The organism is Streptomyces sp. NPDC048751, from assembly GCF_043198595.1.
GTDB lineage: Bacteria > Actinomycetota > Actinomycetes > Streptomycetales > Streptomycetaceae > Streptomyces.
In genome coordinates this window covers 119727-140873 of the sequence record NZ_JBICUX010000013.1, presented here as the reverse complement: position 1 = coordinate 140873, position 21147 = coordinate 119727, and the positions used below count along the sequence as shown (strand labels likewise).

6 protein-coding genes are annotated in these 21147 nt (G+C 73.7%); 2 read left to right on the top strand and 4 right to left on the bottom strand.

Annotated elements, in window-relative coordinates; all coding sequences use genetic code 11:
- Positions 1 to 25: 25 nt before the first annotated feature.
- Complete coding sequence (locus ACGFNV_RS34480) at positions 26 to 13972, bottom strand: SDR family NAD(P)-dependent oxidoreductase (protein ID WP_393627971.1); 13947 nt, start codon at positions 13970 to 13972, stop codon at positions 26 to 28.
- A gap of 199 nt (positions 13973 to 14171) precedes the next feature.
- Positions 14172 to 15902 (bottom strand): fatty acyl-AMP ligase, encoded by a 1731-nt coding sequence (locus tag ACGFNV_RS34475; protein WP_393627969.1) that lies wholly within the window; start codon positions 15900 to 15902, stop codon positions 14172 to 14174.
- Positions 15903 to 16264: 362 nt separating this feature from the next.
- Between ACGFNV_RS34475 and ACGFNV_RS34470 the strand changes: the two genes are divergently transcribed.
- Positions 16265 to 17359: a chemotaxis protein gene (locus ACGFNV_RS34470; protein WP_393627968.1), complete on the top strand. Its 1095-nt coding sequence runs from the start codon at positions 16265 to 16267 to the stop codon at positions 17357 to 17359.
- A gap of 25 nt (positions 17360 to 17384) precedes the next feature.
- On the opposite strand, the gene ACGFNV_RS34465 is transcribed toward ACGFNV_RS34470, so the two are convergent.
- Positions 17385 to 17798 carry an SsgA family sporulation/cell division regulator gene (locus ACGFNV_RS34465; protein WP_393627966.1) on the bottom strand — a complete coding sequence of 138 codons (414 nt, stop codon included), beginning with the start codon at positions 17796 to 17798 and terminating at the stop codon, positions 17385 to 17387.
- Between the two features lie 345 nt (positions 17799 to 18143).
- Between ACGFNV_RS34465 and ACGFNV_RS34460 the strand changes: the two genes are divergently transcribed.
- A complete protein-coding gene (locus ACGFNV_RS34460) occupies positions 18144 to 19562 on the top strand; it encodes a PP2C family protein-serine/threonine phosphatase (RefSeq protein WP_393627964.1) in 1419 nt (472 codons plus the stop codon).
- Between the two features lie 21 nt (positions 19563 to 19583).
- Here ACGFNV_RS34460 and ACGFNV_RS34455 read toward each other — a convergent pair whose 3' ends face one another.
- Entirely contained in the window at positions 19584 to 21077 is a 1494-nt protein-coding gene (locus ACGFNV_RS34455) for a hypothetical protein (protein ID WP_393627962.1), read from the bottom strand.
- Positions 21078 to 21147 lie beyond the last annotated feature (70 nt).

Below are 21147 nucleotides of genomic sequence, written 5' to 3'. Positions count from 1 at the left end.
GGCCCCGCTGTCGCGCGGGACGCCCTCATCGCCGCTCCCACGACCGGAACGTCCGCAGCTGCTCCGGCGTGGCCACGGTCTCCAGCAGCTCGTCGTCCTGGTCCCCGCCGCCGAGCGCCGCCACGACACGGCGGGCCGGGGTGTTGCGCGGGGTGCGTTCGGCGGTCAACCGGACTTTGGTGCAGCCCAGTTCGTCGGCCCGGTCGGCGAGCCATCCGAGCAGTCGCTCCTCGACTCCACGGCCGAGCGCCCGGCAACTCATCAGCCAGGCGAGGACGTCGAGCCGGTCCCCGTCCTGCCGTACGGCGAGCAGCCCGATCTGGCCGTAGTCGCCGAACCGGTCCCGGGCCGCGGCCGTCCACACCTCGCCGTGTTCCCGCCAGCGGGCGAGGTCCCCGCCGTCGGCGGAGCGGGCGCGCAGGGTGAACTGGTTGGTGCGGCGGACGAGTTGCTCGGCCCGCTGGAGGTCGTCCTCGGACAGTTCCCGGATGTCCACCTCGAGCTGAAGCTGGGCCAGGAAGTCCTCGAACCCGGCCTCTTCGCGTACGGCGTCCCGTTCCCGCTCCTGCTCGTAGAACCGGGCGCGCAACGCGTCCTCCGCGGTCGCCGCGGCGGGCACGAGCGGCCACAACCGGTGCAGGAACTCCTCCAGTTCGGCCGCGGGCGGGCAGGTCACCGACAGCACCTGGGGCAGCGCGGACCGCATCTTGCCGATCTCGGCCGGATTGTCGTCCAGGAACAGGAAGCTGTCGAGTCCGAGGTTGAGCGTGCGTGCCGCCTCCGCCAGGCGGCCCGGCTTCGGGCCCCACTCCGCGGACAGCACGCTGAAGTGCTCGGCCTTGAGCAAGCTGTCCGACCGGTCCAGTACGGCCCGGACGGTCTCCTCGTCGTTGTTGCTGACCAGTGCCAGCAGCGCGCCCGCCTCCCGCCACTGGAGCAGCCTGCGTGCGAGCAGGGCGCGCGGTCCGGTCAGGTCGACCGCCTCGGGGCCGGCCTCCCCGGCCACGCCGCCCCACAGGGTCTCGTCGCCGTCGACGGCGATCACCTTCGGCGCGGGCCGCCGCACCGCCCGTACGACCTCGGCGAGGTGCAGAGCGACGGCCGCCTGGAAGTGCGGGGTGAACGGCAGGTGGGCGAGCCGTTCGGTGCGTTCGTCGAAGGGTTCCTCGACCGGGTGCAGCCAGGTCCAGTCGTCGGGTCCGAGGACCGCGATCCCGGGCCGTTCGGCCAGCTCGGCCGCGATGTCGCGCTCCCACCGGGTGAGGCGGTCGTCGCGGTGGGCGGAGGGCAGGATCCCGACGACCAGCGGCCTGCGGGTGCGTTCGGCCAGAGCGCGCAGGGCCGCCGGGTACTCGGTGCGCAATTCGGCGAGGAGCGTGTCGTCCACCGGGCCGAACCGTTCCAGGTCGACCGCCCGCAGCAGCACCACGCCGACCGCGGTTCCCGGGTCGGCGAAGACGCCCGACGGGTCGCGCAGGCTCGCGAGTACCTGGTGGTACGGGGCTTCGGCGACGGTCAGGGTCCCGTCCCCCGCGCCGTCGTTGACGGCCGCCTCGCACATCAGGGGCAGGTTGCCGAGCGCGAAGGTGGCGGCGAGGGCCAGGGAGCGGGGCGTCGGCGGTGCCTGTGTCGCCGCACGCACGAGTGCCGCAGCGTCCTCCGTCGCCGCACGCACCGGCGCCGAGGCGTCCTCCGCCACCTCTCCCAGCAGCCGTACGAACTCCTCCCCCAGCCCCACCGTGACCGCCTCGTCGAGGATGTCGAGGTTGTGGTCGAGGCGGAGTCGGCCGGCGTCCGGGGTCATGGTGATCATCAGGTCGAGGTCGGTGTAGCCCGTGCCGCCGGGCAGCACCTCGACGTGGGTCAAACTCCCCGCGTAGCGCACGAAGTTGAAGTACACCTCGACGAGCGGTGCGTTGTCGCGGTGCAGGCCCTGCCGGGCCAGCGTGGCGAGGACGTCCGAGAACATGGCGCCCCTGGTGAGGATTCGCTGGAGGCGCCCGTCGGTGCGGCGCAGCACCTCCTCGACCGGCTCGCCCGCCCGGGCCTCGGCCGGGAACGGCACCGGGACGCCGTAGAAGCCCACCGCGTCGTACGCGTCGGCGTGGATGCGGGTGTCGACGGGAACGGCGAGCACGAACCGCTCGCGCTCCCGCTTCCTGGCGAGGAGCACGGTGAGGGTGCCGAGGCAGAGGGCGGCGGGGGTGATGGCGAGCCGGCTCGCTGCGGCCGACACCCGGTCCATGAGGCCGTCGGGGAGGGCCACGGTGACGCTGCCCGCCCGGTACGAGCGCCGCTCGGGACGCGGGCCCGCCAGGGTCAGGTCGAGGCGTTCGCTGCCGTGGAAGTTCTCGCGCCACTCGGCCGCGTCGCCGCCCTCGCCCGTCTGCTGGGCCTCGATGAGGAGGTGGACGTCCCGGTTGGTGACGTCGGCGGCGAGGGGGCTGCCGGACAGCTCGGTGTCGATCTCACCGGCGACCAGGAGCAGCGACTGAAGGTCGCTGACGGCGTGGTGCGCGCCGAAGACCAGGATCTGGCCGTGGGCGCCGCCGTCCAGCAGCTCGAACCGCCACAGCGGTGCCGTCGCCAGGTCGAACGGGGGCTCCAGCAGTTCCCGGAGCCGGTCGGCGGCGTCGACGGCGGTCTCCCCGGCCACGTCCGTCCAGCGCAGCGGCGGCTCCGGCAGCGACCGGTCCACGCGCAGCCGCCAACCGCCCTCGGGGTCGTGGACGATCGCCGTGCGCAGGGCGGCGTGCCGGGCGGTGAGGCGGTCGACGATGTCCGTGAGGGTCTCGCGGGTGACCGGCGTGGTGAGCCGGAGCGCGAGGCCGACGCCGTGGGCGGCGTGCGGCATGCCCGGCTGGGCGCTGCGCAGCAGCCGTACGACGTCACGGGTCGCGGGCCGCAGCTCGCTCTCCGGCACCTCCGCGGCCGACTCGGCGGGCCGTTCGGGGGCGGTGGCCCGCCGCTCGGGCAGGGCATCGCCGAGTGCGCGGGCGAGGCCGCGGATGTCGGAGGCGGAGAAGACCTCGGCGGTGGGGAGTTCGACACCCAGTTCACGGGCGAAGGCGTTGCGCAACCGCACCAGCATCAGGGAGTCCAGGCCCAGTTCCTTCAGGGCAGTGGTCGCGGAGACGTCCACGACACCTCCCGAGACCTCGCCGACACGGGCCCGGACGTACGCCTCCAGCCAGGCGGCGCGGTCCTGCTCCGTGGTCGCGGCGAACACCTTCTTCACCAGGCCGTCGGAGTCCGCGGTGCCGGTGGGCACGGTGATCAGGTCGCCGAGGATCGGGCGGGTGCGGGCCGCGTCCGGGGCGAGCGCGAGCATCTCCCAGTCGAGGGCGAGGGGCGCGAGCTGCCGCCGTGCGGTGCCCAGTATCCGCTCGAACAGCTCTCCGCCCTCCTGCGGGGAGAAGGCGACCAGGCCGGTGCGGCTGGTCTCGGCGGTGCGCACGCCCGACTCGGCGACCATGCCGACGCCGGCCCAGGCGCCCCAGTCGAGGCTGAGCGCCCGTCGTCCGGTACGGGAGAGGTGGTGGGCCCACGCGTCGAGGAACGCGTTCGCCGCCGAGTACGGGCTCTGTCCGGCCGAGCCGAGCAGACCGGCCGCCGAGGCGAACAGCACCAGGTCGTCGGCCTCCGGCACCAGTTCGGTGAGCAGGGCGGTGCCGAGGACCTTGGGGGCGAGGACGCGCAGGACGCGGTCGTCCGCCAGGTTCGCCACCGTGGCGTCGTCCAGGACACCGGCCGCGTGGACGATCCCGGCGATGGGTCCCGCCTCCCGTCGTACGGCGTCCAGGGCGGCGGCGAGTCCGGCGCGGTCGGCGACGTCGGCGCGGGGCAGGTGGACGGTGACGCCCCGGGCTTCGAGCTCCCGGATCCAGCGGAGGGCGTCCGGGCCGGGGGTGCCGCGGCTCATCAGGGCCAGCGTGCGGGCGCCGCGTCGGACCAGGCGTTCGGCGACGATCCGGCCGAGGCCGCCCAGACCACCGGTGATCAGGTGGACGCCGTCGGCGGTGGTCCCGGCGCGGCCCGCGTCGTCGTCCGGGCGGGTGCGGGCGAGGCGGGGCACCAGGCGTCCCGACTCCCGCAGCGCGACGAGCCGTTCGTCGTCGGCGTGCCACAGCTGGGTCCACAGGGCGTCCGTGCCGCCCTCGGCGGGCAGGTCGATCAGTGTGGTCCCCAGCTCGGGGTACTCCTGCGCCACGGTGAGTCCGAAGCCCCAGGCGAGCGCCTGCTGCGGGTGGGCGACCTGGATGCTGTCCCCGGCGGCCTGGCTGCCGCGGGCGACCACGAAGAGGCGCGGCGCGCGGCCCTGTGGCCGGTCGGCGAGGGTGCGCACCAGGTGCAGGGTGCTCAGGCAGCACAGTCGTGCCGCCTCCTCGGCCGTACGGTCGTCGCTGACGGCCGGGGCGTCGAGCGCGGTCAGCTGGACCACCCGCTCGGGCGTGCCGCCCGCGAAGGCCTCGTCGAGGAGCCGCGCCAAGTGCGCCGGATCGGTCGGGTCGAGGACGTACCGGCCGGGCTCCTCGGCGGCGAACTCCTCGCCCCTGCGGGCGATCACATGGGGTACGGAGGTGCCGAGCCGTTCGGTGAGTTCGGCGGCCACGCCCGACTCGTCCGCGAGGATCAGCCAGGTGCCCGTGGCGGGCGGCTCCTGTGCGGCCGGGCGCGGCTGCCAGCGCGTCTCGAAGAGGGCGCCGTCCAGGGCGGAGAGCGCGGCGAGCTGGAAGTCCCGTGCCTCCAGGACGAGTTGCTCGTCCTCGTCCCACAGGCGCAGGTCGAGGGTGGCGGTGTCGCCGTCTACCGACTTCAGCGCGCAGCTCACCCAGACGGGCGTGGTGCGCCTGCCGGTGAACGTCAGTCGCCCGAAGCCCGCGGGTACGAAGGCGCGTCCTTCGGGCGCGTCGCCGGGCAGGGCGGCGGTGTGGAAGGCGGCGTCGAGGGTGGCGGGGTGCAGCAAATGTCCGGCGGCGGGCTTGGCGGCCAGCCGGGCGAGCGCCTCCGTCGCGGAGCGGTGGCCCGACTGCAGGCCCCGGAAGGCGGGGCCGTACTCGATGCCGAGGGCGGCGAGTCCGGTGTAGACGGCGGGCAGGTCGACCGGTTCCGTGCACTGCTCGCGTACGTCGGCGAGCCGGGCGTCCGTCGCGGCCTCGTCCACGGTGATCCGTCCGGTGACGTGCCTCTCCCATCGGCCGCCGACCGGCGACGAGGCGACGGTGAACTCGCGTACGCCGTCCTGGGCGGGCCGCAGCACCAGTTGCAGCCGTACGGGCCGGTCCGGGTCGAGCCGGAGCGGCTGGACGAACCTGACGTCGGCGAGCTGGACCGGGACGCCGTCCTGGAGCGTGGCGGCGGCACCGAGGGCCATGTCCAGGAAAGCGGCGCCGGGCAGCCAGACCTCGCCGGTGACCTGATGGTCGGTCAGGTAGGTGAACCGGCTGTCACGCAGGTCGAGTTCGGCCTGGAAGACGTGCCGGTCGGGCTCGTCGCTGGCCTCGACGTGCGTGCCGAGCAGAGGTGAACCGCCCGAGGTGCCGGTGTGGGGGGCGGGGGCGAGCCAGTGGCGCTCGCGGGCGAAGGCGTAGGTGGGCAGGGCGGTCCGGCGCCCGGTCGGGAACAGCGTCGGCCAGTCGGGGGTGTGCCCGGCGGTGTAGAGCTCCCCCATCCGGCCCAGCAGCACGTCGTGGGCGTCCTGGCCCCGGCGCAGGGAGCCGACGCTGACGGCGTCGATGCCGGCCTCGGCGGCCACCGCCTCGATGGAGGAGGTGAGCGACGGGTGCGGGCTGAGCTCGACGAAGTAGCGGTAGCCGTCGTCCAGCATGCGGCGGACGGTGTCCGCGAAGCGTACGGGCCGGCGGAGGTTGTCGAACCAGTAGGCGGCGTCCAGGTGGTCGCCGGCGACGGGTTCGGCCAGGACGGAGGAGTAAAGCGGGGTGGGTGTGCTGGTGCCGTGGACGCCGGAGAAGCGGTCCAGGAGTTCGGTGCGGAGGGGTTCCATCAGGGGCGTGTGCGAGGCGAACGGCGTCGACAGGCGTCGTACGGTGACGCCCCGTTCCTCCAGCGCGCGCTGCAGTTCGGCCAGGGCCTCGGCGTCGCCGGAGACGGCCGTGGAGGTGGCGCTGTTGACGGCGCCGACGAACAACCGGTCGCCGTAGGCCTCCAGCAGTTGCTCGACCTCGGCGGGCGGCAGGCCGACGGCCAGCATGCCGCCGTGTCCGACCAGTGGGACGACCGACTCGGCGCGCGCGGTGACCACGGCGACGGCGTCGTCCAGGGTGAGCGCGCCCGCGCGGTACGCGGCGGCGATCTCACCGAGGCTGTGCCCCACCACGGCGTCCGGCGTGACGCCGAGGGCCTGCCAGGCGGCGGCGAGCGCCGCGTTGATCGCGAACAGGGTGGGTTGCAGGTACTCGGTCCGGTTGAGCGGCGAGAACTCCTCGGGTGCGCGCAGCGTGTTGAGGACGGACCAGCCGGCCTGCCGGTGCAGGGCCTCGTCGATCCGGGTCAGCTCCTCGCGGAACGCGTCCGAGCCGCGCATCAGGTCCAGGCCCATACCCGCCCATTGGCCGCCGTGCCCGGCGAACACGAAGGCCACCTTGCCGGTCTGGTCCTCACGGGGCGCTGCCGACGGCGTGCGTCCGGCGGCCAACCCGTCGAGCTGCGCGAGCAGTTCGTCCCGGTCGCCCGCCACGATCGCCGCCCGCCGCTCGAAGTGACTGCGGTGCACGGCCAGGGTGTGGGCGACATCCGGCAGGGAGGCGTCGGAGCCCACATGACGGGCGAGCCGGGCCGCCTGCCCGCGCAGGGCGGCCTCGCTGCGGGCGGAGAGCACGAACAGCCGCTTGGCCGGGGCGGATTCGGCACCCGCAGGTGGAAGGACTTCGCTCCGCCTGCCCAGGAGGGGCTCCGGACGCTGCCCGAGGACGGCTTCGGCCGTCCCGACCGGGGCATCCGCGGCCCTCTGTTCCGGGACATCTTCGCTCGTCTCCCCCGGGGCGGCCGCAGCCCCCCGATCCAGGACGGCTTCGGCGATCCCACCGGGGCCGGCCTCGGCCATCCTCCCCGAAACCGCCTCACGCCTCCGGCCCGGTGCGGTCCCGGCCTGTGGGTCGGTCATCGCTCCCGGCCGGGGCTCGGTGTCATGCTCGGCCGCGCGCCTCGGCGCCTCCTCGACGATCACATGCGCGTTGGTCCCGCTGATCCCGAAGGCGCTCACGCCCGCCCGGCGGATGCGGGTGTCCGTCTCCGGCCACGGCAGGTCCGCCTGGAGGAGGTGCAGTCCGCTCTCCTCCCAGTCGACGTGTCGGCTGGGCGTGCCTGCGTGCAGGGTGCGCGGAAGGGTCTGGTGACGCAGGGACTGGATCACCTTGATGAGCCCGGCGACGCCCGAAGCGGCCTGGGTGTGACCGACGTTGGACTTCAACGAGCCCAGGTACAGCGGCCGGCCCTCGGGGCGCGAGGCGCCGAAGACCTCCGAGAGGGCGTTGGCCTCGATGGGGTCGCCGAGTGTGGTGCCGGTGCCGTGGGCCTCGACGTAGTCGAGGTCGGCGGGGGCGAGCCCGGCGACCTCCAGCGCGCGTCGGACCACCTGCTCCTGGGCCGGGCCGTTCGGCGCGGAGAGGCCCTGGCTGCGGCCGTCCTGGTTGACGGCCGTGCCGCGCAGCACGGCGAGCACCTCGTCGCCGTCGCGCCGCGCGTCGCTCAGCCTCTTCAGGACGAGCATGCCCGCGCCCTCCGCCCAGATGGCGCCGTCGGCGTCGTCGGAGAAGGAGCGGCAGCGGCCGGTGGCGGACAGTCCGCGCAGGCGGCTGAACTCGACGAAGGTCTGCGGGGTGACCATCAGCGTCACACCGCCGGCGAGGGCGAGGTCGCACTCGCCGGAGCGCAGCGCCTGCGCCGCCAGGTGCGTCGCCACCAGGGACGACGAGCACGCGGTGTCGACGGTCATCGCCGGGCCGTGCAGTCCGAGCGCGTACGCCAGCCGGCCCGAGGCCACGCTCAGCGCCGAGCCGGTACCGACGTAGCCGTCGAGCTGGTCGAGCCGGGAGCCCGCCAGGTAGTCGCTGCCGAACATGCCGACGTACACGCCGGTGGTGCTGCCCGCGAGCCGGGCGGGCACGATCCCGGCGCGTTCCAGCGCCTCCCAGGCGGTCTCCAGGAGCAGCCGCTGCTGCGGGTCCATGGCGGCGGCCTCCTTCGGGGTGATCCCGAAGAAGCCCGCGTCGAAGGACTCGATGTCGTCCAGGAAGCCGCCTTCGCGGGCGTACGACTTGCCCGGGGCCTCCGGGTCGGGGTCGTAGAGCGCCGCCACGTCCCAGCGGCGCGCCGGGAAGGGGCCGACCGCGTCCTGGCCCGCGGCGACCAGGTGCCACAGGTCCTCGGGGTCGTTCACTCCGCCCGGCAGCCGGCACGCCATGGCCACGACGGCGATCGGCTCGTCGGCCACCGGTGTGGCCGTGGCGGCGGGGCGCGTCCGCGTACGGCGTGTCGTACGGGCGTCCGTGGCGAGCGCGCCGCTCAGCAGGTACTCGGCGAGCCGGGCCGGGGTGGGGTGGTCGAAGAGGAGGGTGGCGGGGAGCTTGGCGCCGATGCGGGCGCCGATGCGGTTGCGCAGTTCGACGGCCGTCACCGAGTCCATGCCGAGTTCGCGCAGGGGCTGGTCGGCGCGGACGGACTCCGCCGAGCGCAGGCCGAGGGCGCGGGAGGCCTCCTCGCGGACCAGGGTGAGGACGCGTTCGGCGCGTTCGGCCTCGGGCAGCCGGGCCAGCCGGTCGGCGAGGGTGGTCTGCCGTCCACTGGGGCGGGGCGCGGGGAGCAGGGAGCGCCACAGGGCTCCCGTGGTGCTGTCCCGCAGTCGGGCCAGGTCCAGTGCCCAGGCGACCTGGTGGGGTGCGCCCCGCCGCAGGGCGAGTTCGGTGAGGTCGCGGCCCTGGTCGGGGTTGAGGGCGCGGTGGCCGAGGCGGGCCATGCGCTCCAGGTCGGCGTGTTCGGCGGCCAGGCCCTCCCCCGCCCACACGCCGAAGGAGACGGAGACACCCGGCAGGCCCAGGGCCTGGCGGTGGTGGGCGAGCTGGTCGAGGAAGACGTTGGCCGCCGCGTAGTTGCCCTGCCCGGCGTTGCCGACGACACCGGCGGCGGAGGAGACCAGCAGGAAGAGGTCGAGCGGCAGCTCCGCGGTGAGCCGGTGCAGATGGGCGGCGCCGTCGACCTTGGGGCGCATCACCCGCGCGAGGCGTTCGGGCGTCAGCTCGGCGACGACCCCGTCGTCCAGTACGCCGGCGCAGTGCACGACGCCGCGCAGCGGCAGCTCCTCGCCGACGCCCGCGATCACTTCGGCGAGGGCGTCGGCGTCCGCCGCGTCGCAGGCGGCCACCTCGGCCTCGGCACCCAACGCGGCCAGCTCGGCGACGGCCTCGGAAGTACGCGGGTCAGCGGCTCCCTGACGGGAGGTCAACAGCAGGCGGGGTACGCCCCGTTCGGCGAGGAGGCGAGCGAGATGGCGGCCGACGGCGCCGAGTCCGCCGGTGATGAGCACGGTGCCGTCCGTGGGCACCCGACCGGGCGCGACCTCCGAGGAGCGGGCGCGGACCAGCCGCGGGGCGAGCAAAACGCCCGCCCGGAGCGCGAGTTCGGGCTCGTCGACGTGGGCCACGGCCGCTCGGAGAGCATCCGTGGGCTCGTCGGAGTCGTCGAGGTCGAGCAGGGTCAGCCCGAGGTCCGGGTGTTCCGCGCGGGCGCTGCGGGCCAGGCCCCACAGCACCGACTGGGCGAGCCCCGGCACGGTGTCGCCGGTGCCGGCCGCGACCGCGCCCCGGGTCACCCAGACGGTCCGTCCCGGTGCCTCGTCCGGCGGGAGGGCGATCAGCGCCCGCAGCTCCGCCAGCGCGGTGGCGGCCGCTTCATGCGCCGCGGGCGCGTCCGTCGCCGAGCGCGGCCAGAACCGTACGACCGCGTCGGAGCCCTCGTCACCCAGCCCGAGCACGGCCGCCGCGACCAGCGGGTCCGTGCGGTCACCGACGACGGTCCAGGTGGCGTCCGACGTCCCCACGGGCTCTTCCCCCGCGGGCTCCTCGGTGAGGGCCGTCCACGCCACCTCGTACAAGTGCCGGGCGTTCTCCGAGCCGGCGGCCAGGTCGGCCGGGCTCACGGCGCGCAGTCGTACGTCCTCCAGGTGCCCCGCGGGCAGGCCGTCGGCGTCCCACAGGGTCACGTCCAGCGTGACGTCGGTGGCGGTGCCGCCGGTACGCCGTACGGACACGGTGAGGTCCGTCGCACCGCCGGGCGGCAGGACGCAGCGGCCGACGGCGACCGGCAGCAGCACCCGGTCGTCGGAGGCGTCGAACCCGGCCGTGACGTGCAGCGCGGCGTCGAGCAGCGCCGGGTGGACGGGGTACGGGTCGGCCGTGTCACGGGCCATGGTCGGTAGCGCGAGGCGGGCCAGCAGCTCTCCGTCGCCGGTGAGTACGGCCTCCCGTACGCCCTGGAAGGCAGGGCCGTAGCCGAGGCCGAGGTCGGTCAGCCGCTCGTACGTCTCCGGGCTCCAGGCCGGCCGGGCCGTCTGCGGCCACTCCGGGGGCCGAGGTGGCGTGGCCTCGCCGGGCCCGGCCGCCGAGGCGGTGGCGTGCAGGGTCCAGCCGGTGGCCTCCTGGGCGCGCGGGCGGCTGTGCACGGTGATCTCGGCGGCCGGGCCGTCGGTGACGACCTCGACGGAGACCTCGACGGTGCCGGAGGCGGGGAGCGTGAGGGGAGTCAGGAGGAGCAGTCCGGCGAGGTCGGCCGGTTCGTCCGGGCGGGTCGCGGCGAGGGCGGCGCGGCAGATCTCCAGCAGGGTCGTGCCCGAGACGACGGTCCGGCCGAAGACGGCGTGGTCGGGCAGCCAGTCCGCGGTGGCCGTCGACCACTCGTTGCGGAAGGTCCAGCGGGTCTCGTCGGCCGACTGGAGCTGGATGCCGAGGAGGGGGTGCGCGGCGCGGTCGAAGAGGCCGGGGGCCGCTCCGGTGGCGGGCTCGGGCTCGATCCAGTGGCGCTGCGGGTCCCAGGCGTAGGTCGGCAGGTCCGTGGGTTCCGTGTCGGTGACCAGACGGCGCCAGTCGGTCGGCCTGCCGTGGACGTGGAGTTCGGCGGCGGCACGGTCCAGGCAGGCGGGGCCGTCCTCGTCGCGGCGCAGCGAGCCGACGGCGACGAGGTCCTCGTCGACGGTCTTCACGGAGGTGACGAGGGACGGGTGGGGGCCGAGTTCCACGAAGCAGCGGTAGCCGTCGGCGGCCATGCGCTCCACGGTGGGCGCGAAGCGGACGGGCTCGCGCAGGTTGGTGTACCAGTAGTCGGCCTCTAGCTCCTCGGTGACCGGCTCGCCGGTGACGGTGGAGTACCAGGTGACGGAGGTCGGGTACGCGGTGACGCCGTCGAGTTCGTCGAGGAGCGTCGCGCGGACGGGCTCGACCTGGGCGCTGTGGGAGGCGTAGTCGACGTCGAGGCGGCGGACGAAGACCTGCTCACGGTCGAGGTCGGCGAGCAGCGCCTCCAGGGGTTCCACGTCGCCGGCGATCACGGTCGAGCGGCCGCTGTTGACGGCGGCGACCGAGACGCGGCCGTCGAGAGCGGCGAGGCGGCCCTCGACGTCGGTGTGCGGCAGGGCTACCACGGCCATGGCGCCGGTGCCGGCGAGGCCGGTCAGAGCCTGGCTGCGCAGGGCGACCACCGCCGCCGCGTCGGCGAGGCTGAGGGCACCTGCGACGCAGGCCGCGGCGACCTCGCCCTGGCTGTGCCCGATCACGGCATCGGGGCGGACGCCCCGGGCCCGCCACACTGCGGCCAGCGACACCATCACGGCGAACAGAACCGGCTGCACCACGTCCACGCGCTCCAGGGAGGGAGCGCCCGTGTCACCGCGCAGCACGGACGCCACGGACCAGCCCGTGAACGGGCGCAGGGCGCCGTCACAGCGGTCCAGTTCGTCGGCGAACACCGGGTCACGGTCGAGGAGGTCCCTGGCCATGCCGGTCCACTGGGCCCCCTGACCGGGGAAGACGAACGCCACCTTGCCCGCTCCGGCGGCCTGTACATGGCCGACGGCGGTCTCGGGGCCGTGCTGCCCGTCCGCGAGTTCCCGCAGCGCCGTGAGCAGGCCGTCGCGGTCGGCTGCCTGGACGACGGCCCGGTGCTCGAAGTGCGTACGGCGGTGGGCGAGCGTCGCGGCGACGGCGGGCAGGGACGCCTCGGGGTGCCGTACGAGGTGCTCCTGGAGGCGCGTGGCCTGCTCCTGGAGGGAGGCGGGGGTGCGTCCGGAGAGGGGGAAGAGGGCCGGGCCGGCCGGGCCGCTGACGGCGTCCCCTTCGCGCTCCTCCCCCGGCGCCTCCTCCAGCACGACGTGCGCGTTGGTCCCGCTGATCCCGAAGGCGCTCACCCCGGCCCGTCGCACCCGGTCCGCGGTCCGCGGCCACTTCAGGGCGTCGGCGCTCACCCGCAGGCCGCTGTCCGGCCACCGGATGTGCTCGGTCGGGGTCTCGGCGTGCAGGGAGGCCGGTATGTGCTCGTGGCCGAGGGCGAGCACCGTCTTGATGACGCCGCCGATGCCCGCGGCGGCCTGCGCGTGGCCGATGTTGGACTTCAGGGAGCCGACGGCGAGCGGCCGGTCGACGGGGCGGCCGGGTCCGAAGACGGCGGCCAGGGCGTTGCCCTCGATGGGGTCGCCGAGCCGGGTGCCGGTGCCGTGGGCCTCCACGTAGTCGATGTCGTCGGGGCCGAGCCCGGCCGCGTCGAGGGCGGCCCGCAGCACCCGCTCCTGCGCGAGCCCGTTGGGCGCGCTCAGGCCCTGGCTGCGGCCGTCCTGGTTGATCGCCGAGCCCTTGACGACCGCGAGAACGCGGTCGCCGTCCCGGCGGGCGTCCGCGAGGCGCTTGAGCAGCACCAGGCCGCAGCCCTCGGCCCACACCACACCGTCCGCCTCCGTGGAGAAGGGGCTGCATCGCCCGGACGGCGACAGTCCGCGCAGTCTGCTGAACTCGACGTGCCCACGGGGGGTGACCAGCAGGGTCGCCCCTCCGGCCAGCGCGAGGTCGCACTCCCCCGCGGCCAGTGCGCGGGCCGCGAGGTGCAGGGCGACGAGGGAGGAGGAGCAGGCGGTGTCGACGGTGACCGCCGGGCCCTGGAGTCCGAGGGTGTAGGCGATGCGCCCGGAGGCCACGCTGGCGGCCGAGCCGGTGCCGACGTGCCCGTCGAGTTGGCCGAGCGGGGCGGAGGCCAGGTACCCACTGTCGTACAGGCCGATGTAGACACCCGTGGAGCTGCCGTTCAGCGTGTCCGGGACGATCCCGGCGCGTTCGAGCGTCTCCCAGGACGTCTGGAGCAGCAGCCGCTGCTGCGGGTCCATGGCCGCGGCCTCGCGCGGGGAGATGCCGAAGAAGGACGCGTCGAAGCGGTCGATGTTGGAGAGGAATCCGCCGCGCAGCGTGTACGCCTTGCCGGTGGCCTCCGGGTCGGGGTCGTAGAGCCCCTGGGTGTCCCAACGGCCGGGCGGAACCTCGCAGATGGCGTCCTCACCGGCGGCCAGCAGCCGCCACAGCGTCTCGGGGTCGTCGGCGCCGCCGGGGAAGCGGCAGGCCATGGAGATGATGGCGATGTCGTCGTCGGCCCGCACGGGCGGGTCCGCAGCGCCGGCCGATGTCACGGCGTCCGGCACCGCGGGTCCCTCGTCGAAGACGGCCTCGGCGATCGCCGCGACGGTGGGGTGGTTGAAGACGAGGGAGGGTTCGAGGAGTCGGCCGGTGCGGGTCGAGAGCTCGGCCGCGAGTGTGACCAACTGTCGTGAGCCGAGGCCGAATTCGGCGATCGGGCGGTGCGGGTCGACGGTCAGCGGGTCGAGCCCGGCCGCCTCGGCGACGGCCGCCGTCAGCCAGCTCCGCACACCCTCGGCGGTCGTCACGGACGGCTCGGTGGACTGCTTCGGGGACTCGTTGGCAGACATCTGGGCAGGCGTCCTCACGACGGGTTCGGGCGGATTGCGTACGACGGGTACGGCGGGCGCGGCCGGTTGCAGGCGTGCGTCGCGTACGCGGGTACGGCGGACTCGGGTGACGTACGGCTCGGTACGAGGCGGCGTCGACCCGGGAAACGGACGGACGGGCCGCCGTCGGCGCGAGCGGGCGCGCCGACGGCGAGCGGTGTCATCTCCGGGCGGGTGCGCCGATCAGGGAGAGGGTGCCGTCGAGGTAGGCCGTCCGGGAGGCGCGGCGCTGGATCTTGCCGCTGGACGTCTTGGGGATGGTGCCGGGGTGGACCAGCACGACATCCCTCACGGACAGGCCGTGGGCGTCGCCGATCGCGCCGCGGACGAGGTCGGTGATCTTCTCCGACTCGTCGGCCGCCTCCGGGGCGACCTCGGCGACGAGAACGGGCTGTTCGCCCGTCACCCCGCTGTCGACGGAGAACGCGGCGGTGCAGCCGGGGCGCAGCGCGGGGTGGGACATCTCGGCGGACAGTTCGAGGTCCTGCGGGTAGTGGTTGCGTCCGTCGATGACCATCAGGTCCTTCAGGCGGCCGGTGACGAACAGCTCGCCGTCGCGCAGGAATCCGAGGTCACCGGTGCGCAGGAAGCGGCCCTCGTGGCCCGGCAGGGTGGCGCGGAAGGTCTCGCGGGTGGCGAGGGTGTTGCGCCAGTAGCCCTTGGCGACACTCGCGCCGCCGACCCAGATCTCGCCGACCTCGCCCTCGGGCAGCTCCACCTGCCGCTCCGGGTCGGCGATCACGACCGTCACGCCCGGGCCGGGACGGCCGCAGCCGACCGCGGCCGCGTCCGTGGGTTCGGCCTGCGACGTGGCCCCTTCGGTGTCGGTGTCGAGGAGGACCGGCGGGGTGTCCACGGTGCCGCCGGTGACCATGAGGGTGGCCTCGGCCAGGCCGTAGCACGGGTAGAGGGCCTCGCGGCGGAAGCCGGCCTTCCCGAAGGTCTCGGCGAACCGGCGCAGGGTGGCCGCGCGCACCGGTTCGGCGCCGTTGAAGGCGACCTGCCAGCTGCTCAGGTCGAGACCGTCGAGGAGTTCGGGCGTGGCGTGCTTCAGGCAGAGCTCGTACGCGAAGTTGGGGGCGCCGCTGGTGTGCGGGCGGTAGCGGCTGACGGCGGTGAGCCAGCGGTCGGGGCGCTGCAGGAAGTGCAGGGGCGAGAAGAGCGTGGTGGTGGCGCCGAGGTAGACGGTGTTGAGGACCGGCCCGATGAGGCCCATGTCGTGGTAGACGGGCAGCCAGCTGACGAACAGTTCGTGGTCGTGCCGGGCGATCGCGTCCGGGGTGTGGCCCATCCGCTCGGCGATGACCCGCTCGTTGTCCACGAGGTTGCCGTGGGTGACCATCACGCCGCGTGGGGCGGAGGTGGAGCCGGAGGTGTACTGGAGGAAGGCGACCGAGTCGGCGCCGAGGTCGGGTTCTCGCCAGGCGTCGGCCGCGTCGTCGGGTATGTCCTCGGTGGCCACGCAGCGTATCTCGGCGAGTTCGGGCAGGTGTTCCGCCATGGTGCCGAGAGCGGCGATCACCTCGCGTCCGCCGAGGATGACCTTGGCGTCCGCGTCGGCGATCAGTCGCTTCATGCGGGTCAGGGCGCGGTGGTTCTGCGAGCGGCCCTGCGGGGGCACGCCGGGTACGGCGATCACACCGGCGGAGAGACAGCCCAGGTAGGCACGGATGAACTCGAGGCCGGGCGGGTGGAGCAGCATGGCGCGGGAACCGGCCAGGCCGTTGTCCTGCAACCAGGCGGCGACGGCCCGGGAGCGGCGGGCGAGACCCCCGTACGTGATCTCCTGGACCTCTCCGTCACTGTCGCCCGTGACGAGGTAACGGTAGGCGGTCCGGTCGGGCTGCTGCGAGGCGTGCGCGGTCAGTAAATCGACCAGGGTCTGAGCCATCGGACGAGTCTCACCTGTCTGGATCGTGAGCGAGGAAACTGGAGTTCGAGAGCCACGTGCTGCGACGCTGCAGAATCCGCGGCCGGTCCGGCTCCCTTGCCGGACCGTCCGTCTCGACGACCCACCCGTGAAACGCGGCGACAGAATCAGCCGGCTCCACGCGTCCCCCCGTTCGGCGTGCTGCCAACGAGTAAGACCATAGCAAGACAATCCGCACGGCAGGTCGAACATATGTAAACCCGGCGTGTCCAAAGAAGTTCAAAGTGCCTGGCGAGCGCGATGGATCCGGCGCACGACCGTCCGCTTATGTGTGAATCTTGCACCGCATGCCCCGCGGGCGATTCGGTCATATCGTGCTGTATATGGAGCACGCACTCAGTCCCGCGACACTCACCGAGCTGCGCCGTCGGCGCGCCTATCCCGCGGTGTCGGTGCTGACGCCGACCCACCGCCGCGATCCCGACACCGCCCAGGATCCGGTCCGGCTGCGCAACGTGGTGGCCGAGGCGAAGAAACAGCTGGAGGCCGACCCCGGGGTCACCCGGGAGCGGCGTGCCGCCGTCGCCCAGGAACTGGACCGAGCTCTCGCCGAGGTCGATCTCACGCACGCCGAGGACGGTCTGGTGATCTTCGCCGCACCGGGCGAGCACCAGGTGTGGTCCCTCGCGCGGCCCGTACCCGAACGCGTCGTGCTCTCGGACACCTTCCTGACCCGCAACCTGGTCTCCGCGCAGGCCGCCGAGCGGCCCTTCTGGGTGCTGTCGGTCTCCGCCGACCGCGTCACGCTGTGGAGCGGCGGGGTCGACCGGGTCACCGAGGACCACTCCGGCGGGTTCCCGCTGACCAGGACCCGTGAGAACTTCGACGCCGAGCGCCAGGAGCGGATCGGCGACATGCCGAGCACCTTCCGCGACGAGGACACCCGCCACTTCCTGCGCGACGCGGACGCGGTGATGAGCCGCGTCCTGCGGGAGGACCCGCGGCCGCTGTACATCACCGGTGAGCAGGCGGCCCTGTCCCTGCTCGACGAGATCGGCACCGTCACCAAGGACGCGGTCCACGTCCGGCACGGCGGCCTCGCCCACGGATCCGCGGAGGCCGTGTGGCAGGCGGTGCGTCCGCGGCACGACGCGGAGGCCCGCCGGGACACCGCGTCCGTGGCACGGGTCCTGGAGTCGGCGCGCGGACACCGCGCGTTCGCGGCCGGGGTCGACGAGGTCTGGCGCAGCGCCCGGGAGGGCCGGGTGCGGCTGCTCGCGGTCGAGGAGAACTACCGCGTGACGGTGCGCGACGACGGAGACCACCTCGTCCCGGCCGAGAGCGGCGACCTCGACGCCCGCGAGGACATCGTGGACGAGATCGTCGAGCAGTGCCTGGACAAGGGCGCACAGGTGCGCTTCGTCCCGGACGGCGCACTCGGCGAGGCGCACGGGATCGCGGGCGTGCTGCGCTTCTGAACGGACCGCCACGCGGCCCGCGCGCTCAGACGCCGTCGAACAGGCTGCTCAGGCCGCGCTCGACGGCCTCGCCCACGTCCTCCTGCCCGGCTTCCACCACGGCGTGGCTGCGCAGCAGGAAGCGGTCCAGGTCCGGCGTGTCGAACTCGACCAGCGCCAGCCCGTACGGCGAGTGGAACTCCATGATCGTACGGGCGTGTCCGCACGGCCGGAGCCGTACGTCCCCGCCGCCGGCCGGAGCGCTCAGCCCCTCCTCCAGGAGGACGCGGGCGAAGGTCCAGGTGACGGCGGTGCCGTCGAGGGAGGCCGTGGGCGGGAAGTCGACGTGCACGGCCAGCGGGTCGGCGGAGCTGTAGCGGAAGGCGGCGCGCACGGGAAGCTCCTGCTCCTCCGCCGTGATCAGACGGCCGCGGACGGACTGCGCGAGGGTGGTCTCCATCGTCATGTTGTTACGACTTCGCGGGGGCCCTTCACGTACACCCGGCGGGTAAAGATTCACCCCGGATTTCCACCACCGAACACGCGCCCGTCGAACACCCGGATGAGCGTCGACCGACGCACCTCGCGGGCCCGTCAAGTGGCGTACGCTGCCTACGACTTGACCCATCCGACGACGTACTCCAAACACACCGCACAACCAGTCCGTGAAGACGGTGGCATATGCCAGAAGCACCACCGTATCGTGTGTTGCCAAATCCCTTACACGGCGTCGCGGGCTGTGCAACAGTCGTAACGGTCCTTCCGTCACAGTCCTGGCCGTACCGTCCCCCCATCGGAGTGCGTCATGCCGTCCCATCTGTCTGCGGACCGCCCAGCCGCCCAGCCGCCGGGAGGCGGCTCGGTCGAAGCGCTGATATCGCAGACGCGGCGGCTCAAGGGCGACGTGGACGCCGTACGACGGGACGCGCAGGGCGACGGATCGGACCCGCAGGGACGCTGGCAGCGCGCGCTGTACGACTTGGCGCTGCACCAACTCAACGATCTTGACGAGCACTTGGCGCAGCTGAAGGACGGCCCGGCCCCCGCGGTCGCCGAGACGTCGACCGCCACGCGTGCCGTCCCGGACGCGCCCGCCGAGGACTCGCTGCTCAGCCGGGTCGGCAGCGCGGAGTGGAACTTGCTCACGGACGAGGCCAGTTGGTCGGGTGAGCTGTACCGCATCCTGGGCCGTGCCCCGGACGCTCCCCCGCTCACCCTCGACGAACTGCCCTCCGTCGTCCTCGAGGAGGACCGGCCCCGGCTGACCGCGATGGTCACCGACTGCCTCGTCGACGCCAAGCCGATCGACGGGGAGTTCCGGATCGTGCGCCCGGGCGGTGAGGTCCGGACCGTGCACATGATGGGCGAACCGGTGCTCGACACCGACGGCAGCACCGCCGCGATGTGGGCGGTGCTGCGGGACGTGAGCGAGCTGCGCCGCAGCCAGCGGACGGTGAGCGAGACCCGTGACTCGCTCCAGCGCCACCGGCACCGCGCGCAGACCGAGCACCGGCTCGCGGTCGAGTTGCAGGAAGCCGTGCTGCCGCCGTGGCGTGGCTCCCTGCGGCTCCCGCACCAGGGCCCCGAGGCCCTCGACCTGGCCGGCCGCTATCTGCCGGCCTCGACGAGCGCGCTGATCGGCGGCGACTGGTACGACGCGCTGGAGCTGTCCGACGGCGAGACGCTCCTCACCGTCGGCGACCTCACCGGGCACGGCCCCGCCGTCACCTCGAACATGGCGATGCTGCTGGGCGCCCTGCGCGGCATGGCGATGGCCGGCACCCGGCCGGGTCAACTGATGACCCTGCTCAACCAGTTATTGGACGCCACCGTCCAGCCGGCCCTCGGCAGCGCCGTCTGCTGCCGCTACCGGCCGGAGAACCGCACCCTGGTGTGGGCGCAGGCCGGACACCCCGTCCCGCTGCTGTACCGCGACGGAACGGGGCGCAGGCTGAACGCGCCCGACGGCGTCCTGCTCGGTGCCACCTCGACAGCCGCCTACGGGCAGGCCGAGGAGACCCTGGAGGCGGGCGACCTGCTCCTGCTGCACACCGAGGGGCTGGTGCCCGGTGGTGCCCCGGCCGTGGACCGCCTCCTCGACCTGGCCCCGGACTTCGCCGGGGCCCACACCGCACAGGACTGCCTGCGGATGGTCGTGGAGGAGTTCGGCGAGACCGAGCGCGAGGACGACGCCTGTGTGCTGGTCGCCAGGGTGACTTCATAGAACCAGGGGCACACAGGCCCCCTACGCCGGTGCGCTGCCCCCCTTGCCGCTGCGCGGCTTGGGCAGGGCCAGCCTGATCTCCTCCCGCAGTTCCTTGATCCTCGGGTAGCCGGCGTACTCCGCGGTGAGCCGGTACATCTGGCGCAGCCGGTCCCAGGTGCGCCGGGAGGAGTTCTGCCCCATCGACATCAGGGCGAGGCGTGCGAACCGGTCCGCCTGTTCGGGGTCGTCGGCAATGAAGCAGGCGGAGGCCATGGACAGGAAGTCGAAGATCTTCGACCGCCCCTGCGCGTCGATCCGCAGGGCCAGCGCCTTGTCCGCGTAGTGCTGGGCGTGGACGGCCGCGCCCGGCTCGAACTCCGCGAGCGTGCGATAGGCGAGAGCCTGCATGCCGTACAGGTCTGCCTCGTTGAACAGCTGCATCCAGCTGGGCGGGGGCACGTCGCTCTTGTCGGAGACGAACAGGTCCTCCGCCTGCCCGAGGGTGCGGCGCATCGCCTGGCCCTTGCCCATCGACGCCTGTGCCCAGGCCTCGATGGTGTGGAACATCGCCCTGGTGCGCGGCAGTACCTGCTCACCGGAGCCGGACTGGGCGAGCTTCATCAGGTCCAGCGCGTCGTCGGGCCGGCCCAGGTGCACCATCTGGCGGGCGGCCCGGGACAGGGCCTCCCCGGCGCGGGGCCGGTCCCCGCCCTCTCTCGCGGCATGGGCGGCGATGACGAAGTACTTCTGCGCCGTGGGTTCCAGGCCGACGTCGTGCGACATCCAGCCCGCCAGGACGGCGAGGTTGGCGGCGACGCCCCACAGGCGCCGCTGGAGATGGGCCGGGTGGTGGTAGGCGAGCATGCCTCCCACCTCGTTGAGCTGTCCCACGACGGCCTTGCGCTGGAGCCCGCCGCCGCGGGCCGCGTCCCAGGCCCGGAACACCTCGACCGAGCGTTCGAGCTCGTCGACCTCCTCGGTCCCGATGGGGGCGGCTTCGTAGCGGTCGAACCCTGCCGGTTCGGCGTTCGGAGTGTGGTCGATGACGGGAGCGTCGGCGGAGAGAGTCGGATCGGTGTGCAGCCAGTCGTACATGGCGCTGCTGAGTGCGGATCCGGCGGCGAGCGCGGCACCCGCGCCCACCAAGCCGCGTCGGTTGAGCATGAGGTCCATTCCCGTGAATTCGGTGAGGACCGCGGCAGTCCGCTCGGGCGCCCACGGCACATCGTCGGGATGCTCGTCGCTCCCGTCGCCCTGCCGTTTCCCCGCACGCCCGTGCCGGACCAGACCGAGGTCCTCGATGGTCACGACACGGCCGAGACGCTCCGTGAACAGAGCCGCCAGCACCCGCGGCACCGGATCGCGCGGGATCTCTCCCGTGTCGATCCACCGCCGCACCCGGGAGGTGTCGGTCGCGAGCTGCGGGTGGCCCATGGCCGCCGCCTGCTTGTTGACCAGCCTCGCGAGTTCGCCCTTGGACCAGCCGGCCAGGCCGAACAGGTCCGAGAGCCGGGTGTTGGGTTGTCCGCTCACGTAAGCCCCCAGGTTCTCGGCTGAGTTGACAGTAGCCCGGTGCGAGTTGCCGGGCGACTATTCGCCAGGG

Bases quoted from the DNA above. Each gene is read 5' to 3' on its own strand.
- ACGFNV_RS34460 (WP_393627964.1), top strand. From the start codon at position 18,144: ATGCCGTCCCATCTGTCTGCGGACCGCCCAGCCGCCCAGCCGCCGGGA.
- ACGFNV_RS34470 (WP_393627968.1), top strand. From the start codon at position 16,265: ATGGAGCACGCACTCAGTCCCGCGACACTCACCGAGCTGCGCCGTCGG.
- ACGFNV_RS34465 (WP_393627966.1), bottom strand. From the start codon at position 17,798: ATGGAGACCACCCTCGCGCAGTCCGTCCGCGGCCGTCTGATCACGGCG.
- ACGFNV_RS34475 (WP_393627969.1), bottom strand. From the start codon at position 15,902: ATGGCTCAGACCCTGGTCGATTTACTGACCGCGCACGCCTCGCAGCAG.
- ACGFNV_RS34480 (WP_393627971.1), bottom strand. From the start codon at position 13,972: ATGTCTGCCAACGAGTCCCCGAAGCAGTCCACCGAGCCGTCCGTGACG.